This window comes from Paraburkholderia dipogonis, from assembly GCF_046027395.1.
Taxonomy (GTDB): Bacteria; Pseudomonadota; Gammaproteobacteria; order Burkholderiales; family Burkholderiaceae; genus Paraburkholderia; species Paraburkholderia dipogonis_A.
In genome coordinates this window covers 73,431-80,166 of the sequence record NZ_JAQQEG010000043.1, presented here as the reverse complement: position 1 = coordinate 80,166, position 6,736 = coordinate 73,431, and the positions used below count along the sequence as shown (strand labels likewise).

General features: G+C 58.2%; 7 protein-coding genes. 2 read left to right on the top strand and 5 right to left on the bottom strand.

Translation table 11 applies throughout. From position 1 onward, the window contains the following. Positions 1-73 precede the first annotated feature (73 nt). The 4 genes from PQR32_RS33975 to PQR32_RS33960 form a co-directional block, all read right to left on the bottom strand. Positions 74-1,141, bottom strand: coding sequence for a LysR family transcriptional regulator (locus tag PQR32_RS33975; RefSeq protein WP_408237695.1), 1,068 nt, complete (start codon positions 1,139-1,141; stop codon positions 74-76). 51 nt (positions 1,142-1,192) lie between these two features. Then, positions 1,193-1,459 carry a gamma-glutamylcyclotransferase gene (locus tag PQR32_RS33970; RefSeq protein ID WP_408237692.1) on the bottom strand — a complete coding sequence of 89 codons (267 nt, stop codon included), beginning with the start codon at positions 1,457-1,459 and terminating at the stop codon, positions 1,193-1,195. Between the two features lie 158 nt (positions 1,460-1,617). Then, the gene (locus PQR32_RS33965; protein ID WP_408237709.1) at positions 1,618-1,704 is read right to left on the bottom strand and encodes a hypothetical protein; all 87 of its coding nucleotides are present in this window, start codon (positions 1,702-1,704) and stop codon (positions 1,618-1,620) included. 421 nt (positions 1,705-2,125) lie between these two features. Beyond that, positions 2,126-2,410: a DUF3331 domain-containing protein gene (locus PQR32_RS33960; protein WP_408237690.1), complete on the bottom strand. Its 285-nt coding sequence runs from the start codon at positions 2,408-2,410 to the stop codon at positions 2,126-2,128. 990 nt (positions 2,411-3,400) lie between these two features. Between PQR32_RS33960 and PQR32_RS33955 the strand changes: the two genes are divergently transcribed. Together PQR32_RS33955 and PQR32_RS33950 are read left to right on the top strand one after the other, a co-directional pair. Beyond that, entirely contained in the window at positions 3,401-5,254 is a 1,854-nt protein-coding gene (locus PQR32_RS33955) for an ATP-binding protein (RefSeq protein WP_408237687.1), read from the top strand. A 187-nt stretch (positions 5,255-5,441) separates the two neighbouring features. Beyond that, a complete protein-coding gene (locus PQR32_RS33950) occupies positions 5,442-5,798 on the top strand; it encodes a response regulator transcription factor (protein ID WP_408237684.1) in 357 nt (118 codons plus the stop codon). A gap of 19 nt (positions 5,799-5,817) precedes the next feature. Here PQR32_RS33950 and PQR32_RS33945 read toward each other — a convergent pair whose 3' ends face one another. Then, positions 5,818-6,537 carry a response regulator transcription factor gene (locus PQR32_RS33945; RefSeq protein ID WP_408237681.1) on the bottom strand — a complete coding sequence of 240 codons (720 nt, stop codon included), beginning with the start codon at positions 6,535-6,537 and terminating at the stop codon, positions 5,818-5,820. Between the last annotated feature and the right edge of the window lie 199 nt (positions 6,538-6,736).

Genomic DNA, 6,736 nt, shown 5'->3' with positions numbered 1-6,736 from the left:
GGTGGTGGTTTCTTTTCATCTGACGGAACGACAATTCAGTCAGTCGATCGCGTGCGAGCGATTTGCGCCAAAGTTAGCGGGTTTCTGGGCACGGTTTCAGCGTTTGTTCAGGCTTACATCGGCGCCCTATCCGTGCTGCGCGCGCCGGATGCGTGCGCTGACTCTCGCACTCGGCCGAAGCGATGGAAGACTGGCGATGCTTGACATATTGGGCGACACCGGAAGGGCGTACATTGTCAGCGCGAAGCAGCTGACAGTTCTCGAACAATTCCGCAACCCATTCGACGAACACGCGAACCTGGGGCGACAGGTGACGATTCTGTGGATAGACCGCCGAAATCGGAAACGCGCTGGGTCGCCATTTCCCGAGCACTTCAATAAGCGCCCCCGATTCCAGATGGGGCATCGCAAGAAAGTGAGGCACCTGAATGAGCCCAAGGCCTCGTAATCCGCACTGAAGATAAGCGTCGCCATCATTGGCGGCGAGCTTCGAGCGCATGTGGACTTCCACCGGCTTGCCGTCAACGACGAAGTCCATCTCCACAATACGGCCGTTACGACTGGAGAAGTAGTTGACAGCGGTGTGCGTTTCCAGTTCTTCGAGTGAAGATGGCTCGCCGTTGCGTGCGATGTATTCGGGGCTTGCGACAGTAACAAACTCCGACACACCCACGCGCCTCGCAACCAGCGTGGAATCCTGCATCGGGCCGATACGGATGGCGCAGTCGACGCTATCCTGAATCAGGTCAACAGCCCTGTCTCCGACGCCAAGCATGAGGTCGATGTCCGGATATCTTGAGTGAAAGTCGTCCAGAGCCGGGACGACCACGAGACGTCCGATCGACCCGGGCATATCGACTTTGAGCTTGCCTCGAGGGACTGACGCTCTTGAAAACGAACTCTCCGAATCCTCGACCTCCGCGAGAATGCGCGAACAGCGCTCATAGTACGCGGCGCCGTCCGGGGTGACGCTGATGCGGCGGGTCGTGCGATTGAGCAGGCGCACCTTAAGGTAGGCCTCAAGAGCCTGGATAATGGTCGTCACTGACGAACGCGTCATGTGCAGGGAGTCGGCCGCACCGGAAAAGCTGTTGGTGTCGACTACCCGCGTGAAGACCTGCATCGCTTGAAGTTTGTCCATGTTTCTCACTTAACGCCGTTACACTAGGGGGCTTTATCTCCACCGCTCCAGTCATTCGAATGCGCCGGTTACATCGCTGTAGGCTCGTCGTGGCAGGCGCTCGATCTCGCTCGCGAGCTCTTCGATATAGGAGTCCTGCAACGCGCACTCGATCAAAGCCTCGCGCAGTTTCAGCGGATACTCGGTATTGCTTCCAAACTTTCTCGTCGCGGTGCCGATCAGCGGTGCAACGGTCGCCACAAGTGAGTCGAGCTCAAACTGTTCGCAAACCTCATCGACAACAAAGGCGAGAGCATTCGTTTCGGTGCGGTCATCCAATGTTATGGACGCCCTTGTTGGTCGGTACGGTCCTGGCACCATCTACCGAATCCAGTTGAGCCGCAGTTCTTCGTCCAGCGTTGCGTCTGGCGACTTCAGGGCGACGTCGGTCGTGTGCCTGGCCAGCTCAGTGCGAGCGTGCACCCGGGCCATCGGGACTAGCTCGATTTGCGGCCAGGCTGCAGGCAAAAACTCCGGTGCCAGCCATGCAACGTTGCGGTCTGACGTTTCTCGAACTCCAACATCGGGCTCCACATAAGGGGAGCCGTAGGCGCAAATCCAGCTTTCCGCCGCGTCCGCGCGCCTTGTCCGCATGGGCTCCATGAGCGAAGGCCGCATTTGTTCGCGGTCCCACGGGTTCGGTGGCGACTCGGAATGCTTCAGATATACCCCTGAGTTAATCGCCTCTCTTGTCGACATCGCCATCGCGCTGTCAGGTTTTAAGTTGCTAGGGCATTGCATGACGGCGCTGGTAGCCGCCGCAGAAAACATGTCCCCACGTTTGACCACAGTATGACGGCGGGGTAACGCCAGATAAGCACTGCTGCGGGAGACGCTTTGACCACTCAGGGCGACAATCCGGGCGTCAGCAGGCTTCCGTTGGGGCCATCTCGGCTGGTGGATACGCTTGTGGCGAGGCGTCTCAGGTGACGATCGCTGCATTGGCTAGCCGCCGCGTATCTGCGCGAGTACTGACGCGAGAATCATCGCGTTTCCATTCGCCGGTGGTGTTCGACCACGTGTCTGGGGGCGGTATACCGCGTCGCCCCTGCGGATCTGAGCCCCGGAAAGCGCACATCGTCCTGAGCGGCGGGCAAGCGTCGGCGTCCAGATCTGCTCCTCGTAATTGCACAAAGTTGGGTCGTGCCAGGAAAGACAGACGCGCGAGTTGGACATGTACTCCAGCACAGTTACCGTGAACGACTGGGCGCGGGGGCTATCGGTATCCATCCGTTTCGTCGCGCACTGGTATCCTGGCAGCCCGAAGGGGCTGGGCGATTCGTCTGGCGGCGCCGAAAATTGCAGGAGGGCGGCAAGCGTTCGCGCCCAAGGGTCAGCCGCAGCGGAAGTGGCCGCGTCAAAAGACGGCCGGCGCTGGCGACCCCGACCTCGTCCCGGCGATCTGCCCGTGAGCGTCGATGCCGGCGGGGGACGGTTTGCTGCCGGTAGAACGCTTGAAGTATCCAGCCCGTCGGTTCCAGTCGATGAATCGGCGGCCCCGGTAAGTGTTTGAACGTTCAACATCATCTTTCTCTCATCCAGAGTTGATGCGGTTAATTAACAGTCAGCGTGAAGCCGCGAACATCTATTGGAGGCAGACTTGTTTATAGTCGACAGTTCGCCTGTAGAGGCTTCTGTCAAGCCAGGTGACGAAGGTGTATTCGATGTACGCGTTTGCACCGACATATATCCAGTTATGCAGGGCATGGGGCATGGCCAGTTCCTTGGGCGGGTGCGACGGTCAAGAAGGAGAGGTTGGTGCGGCTGCTCGCGGGCGCGGGCGCCGGCTCGCAGCATCGCTGGTTAGCGCGCTGGGGTAGAGATGACAGGTCGGGACTACGAAGGTCCGTAATGTCATCAGCCATGCGCTAATCGCAATGACTAAAGAGTAGATACGGCACAAGGGCGAATCTACTCTACGGTGAGGTATCCCAATGCCGCGATGGCGTAATCGCGCTATACGTCCGTATAACGCAACGAGTCGACCCCGTGCGCATTCGCATTCGAGTTTCGGGGAAAACGAGTAGTCCAGAGTGCACCGCTCTTATATGTTTGTATATGATGGAGCTTGTAGATGTCGCATGGAAAAAGGCCGTTTTCTTTCAAGCGTGTAAAGCATTTAAGGCCTATTCGTCGGATCGTTGACGCGTGATTCGCCACGACACCGCTTTTTAAACTGAGGCTGGTGCGGGTCACGAGGCGGGGGGCCAGTGGCACGCCATGGGAGGTAGCGTGGGTAGCAATTTAGGTTCGTCGGACAGGAGCAGTCAGTGGGGTTACCTGGTGGGGCTATGGATTGGCGGGAGCCTCGTCCTCTGCGCCGTGGCGTGGCTTTGTCTGAGTCTTGATCTCAAGATTGCCACCACCGGTTTCTGCATGCTGATCGTCATCGTACTGCTGTCTCTTCTCGACAGCTTCGTTTCGTCTGCAATTTTCTCAATTGTTGGCGGCTTGCTGCTCAACGTCTACTTCACGCTGCCGCTCTATAGCTTTGCCATCGAGAAACCGCAGGACATCCTGTTCCTAGCAGCATTTTTCATAACTTCGATTGCCATTACGTCGCTTGTGCGACGCATCCGGATGGCCGAACGCCTGCAGCGTGAACAGGCGCGGCTGCTGGACCTCACACACGACACTATCTACGTGCATGACCAGCAGGACGTGATTACGTACTGGAATCACGCGGCGGAAGTGCTCTACGGATGGAGTAAGGATGAGGCTGTCGGAAAGGTTGTCGACGACCTGCTAAAAACCGTCTCTCTCGTGCCGCGAGAAGAAATACAGGGGATATTGGCACGCGATGGGTACTGGGAAGGTGATCTGATACACACAAAACGCGACGGCGCGGCCGTCATCGTGGCGAGCCGCTGGACGCTACAACACGACAGCCGGGGCGAGCCCTGCGCAACACTGGAGACGAACAACGATATAACGCAACGTAGGCAGGCCGAAGAACTGGTCCGGAAAAGCCAGGCGCAGTACCTTGCCGAAGCCCAGCAACTTAGCCGAACAGGAAGCTTTGGCTGGAACGTCGCTACAGGCGAGCTTTTCTGGTCTGAAGAGGCATTCCGTATTTTCGAGAACGACCCTGCCCGGGCGCCGACGCTTGAGACTGTGCGCGAGAGGCTTCATCCGGAGGATGTGCATATCTTCGAGCGTATGCTGGGACAGATGAGCGACGCGGCCGAGGATTTCGACGTTGAGCATCGATTGCTTTTCCCGGACGGTCGCATAAAGCACCTGCACGTCGTGGCACATGCATCCGACGCCGTGGGTGACAACCGTCAGTTCTTTGGTGCCGTGATGGACGTGACCGACGCCCGGGAGACTGAGATGCAACTTCGGCAGACGCAAAGCGAGCTGGCTCGCGCCAGCCGCATTTCGGCTTTGGGTGAACTAAGCGCTTCGATCGCCCATGAAGTCGGCCAGCCGCTTGCGGCCATCATCACGAGCGGCGAGGCCTGCCTGCGCTGGCTGCGTCGTGACCCACCCAACATGGAGGAAATCGAAGCCTGCGTGAATGAGATGACCAGTGAGGGCACTCGGGCCGCCGAAATCGTCCAGCGGGTCAGGAGACTGATGAAGGGGGCGCCACCGGAACACGCGCCTATAGAGGTCAACGAGTTGCTCAGCGAAGTCGTCGCTCTCACGAAAGGCGAAATGGAAAGCCACGGCTGCTGTCTCGAGCTGCACTTCGCCCCCGAGCTTCCCAGGGTGTCAGGAGATCGCGTGCAGCTCCAACAGGTGCTTATCAACATAATCATCAACGGGTTGCAGTCGATGGCGACCCTCCCGGGCAAACACCGACTGACGGTGAGCTCGTCGACTGACCCAGATGGAGACATCGTGCTTTCTGTACGCGATAGTGGCCCCGGAATCAGTGAAGAAAATCTGACTCGCCTTTTTGATGCATTTTTCACCACACGCAGCACCGGTATGGGCATGGGCCTCGCTATCTGCACCTCCATTGTTGAAGCGCATGGTGGTGGGATATCGGCTTCAAATAATCCCGAGGGTGGTGCGACTTTCCGTGTGACGCTGCCTTCTGCCAAGACGGCTGTTGCCGCCGGGTGACGTTCAGGCCATGTGGCACGCACGCCGCAACGACACTCAGCCGGTACAACCCACTTATACAATCGTATCATCGCGTCAGACGCGCCTGTAAGGTAGTCTGCATAGGACAAGACGGACGGGCGCGACTCATCGCCCCGTTATCCTTTGAGAGAGAGAACTAGGGGCCGCGATTTTGCAGACTACGCTTGTGGTATCCATTGTCGACGACGACCATGCAGTACGTCGCGCGCTTGGCAGTCTCGTGCGCTCACTTGGGTGGGAGGCGCGGCTTTTCGAGTCAGCCGAGGCGTTTCTCGCGTCCGGGGAAGCATCGGACACGTCCTGCCTTATTTCGGACATCCGGATGTCTGGTATGTCCGGTGTCGAAATGCACGAACGCCTGGTCGCACAGGGTGCCGCGCCGGCCACCATTTTCATCAGCGCGTACCCGACGCCCGCGCTGCACGCGCGGGCTACGGGCAACGGCGCTCTTGTTCTTCTGCAGAAACCCTACCAGGCTTCTGCGATGACTCACTGGCTTTCTGTTGCACTCGGCAGTCCGTAGGCGACGACGGCCTCGGTGTTTATTGCCGGGCTTCGCCCGTTCCTCCTCGCATGCCCTGTGAGTCGCGCGATTCATGCGGTCCGATGCCGAGCGCCTCGGCCTTCCGAACGAGGTCCGGCAGGGAGCGAGCTTTAAGCTTGCGCATCACCTGACCACGGTGGACCTTGACCGTGATCTCACTAACGTCTATTTCGGAAGCAATCTGTTTGTTGAGCAGCCCAGCCAGTATGAACGGCAATACCTCTTTTTCGCGAGGCGACAGGGTCTCGTAGGAGGCTCGCAGCCCCGCGACAGTGCGTTCGGACGCCAGTCGCGTCGCGTCCCGGGCGAGCGCCTGGCCGACGGCGTCGAGCATGTCTTGGTCACGAAACGGCTTGGCAAAGAAGTCCATCGCACCCGCTTTCATCGCCTTGACGCTCATCTCAATGTCGCCATGCCCCGTCATGAACAGAACGGGGATACGCAGTCCGCTTTGCACAATCTCCTGTTGGAAGGCCAGACCGTTTTTATTGCGAAGCCGTACATCCAGAATGAGGCAACTCGGTACTAGCGGGCGCGGGTGCTGCAGAAATTCCTCTGGAGATGAGAATGTTTCGATGTGCATGTCGACCGAGCGCATGAGCGTCGTAAGTGCGCGACGCACCGATGCTTCGTCGTCTACAACGTAGACAATGGCGTCCCTCCAGTCAGAGGTGCTGGAGGACTTCACTGGCGGTAGAAGGGCAAGTCCATTAGACATCTGGCCACACTCCCGATGGAGCTTGATTAAAGTCTTTGCAGGCTTGTTTTGGTCAATGAATTCTCTGCCCTCGAGCGAGTGAAGTATAGAACAGCAATACAGGCGCTTGTATCCTATGACCCTAGTGCATTACGAAAACATTACCGATTTGCAGATTTGCGTCATCAGTCAAAACGTGTTAACTCTGTAGTAACAACAG

Excerpts from the sequence above, each read along its gene's own strand:
- PQR32_RS33965 (WP_408237709.1), bottom strand. The coding sequence starts at position 1,704 with ATGTTGGAGTTCGAGAAACGTCAGACCGCAACGTTGCATGGCTGGCAC.
- PQR32_RS33945 (WP_408237681.1), bottom strand. The coding sequence starts at position 6,537 with ATGTCTAATGGACTTGCCCTTCTACCGCCAGTGAAGTCCTCCAGCACC.
- PQR32_RS33960 (WP_408237690.1), bottom strand. The coding sequence starts at position 2,410 with ATGGATACCGATAGCCCCCGCGCCCAGTCGTTCACGGTAACTGTGCTG.
- PQR32_RS33955 (WP_408237687.1), top strand. The coding sequence starts at position 3,401 with ATGGGAGGTAGCGTGGGTAGCAATTTAGGTTCGTCGGACAGGAGCAGT.
- PQR32_RS33975 (WP_408237695.1), bottom strand. The coding sequence starts at position 1,141 with ATGGACAAACTTCAAGCGATGCAGGTCTTCACGCGGGTAGTCGACACC.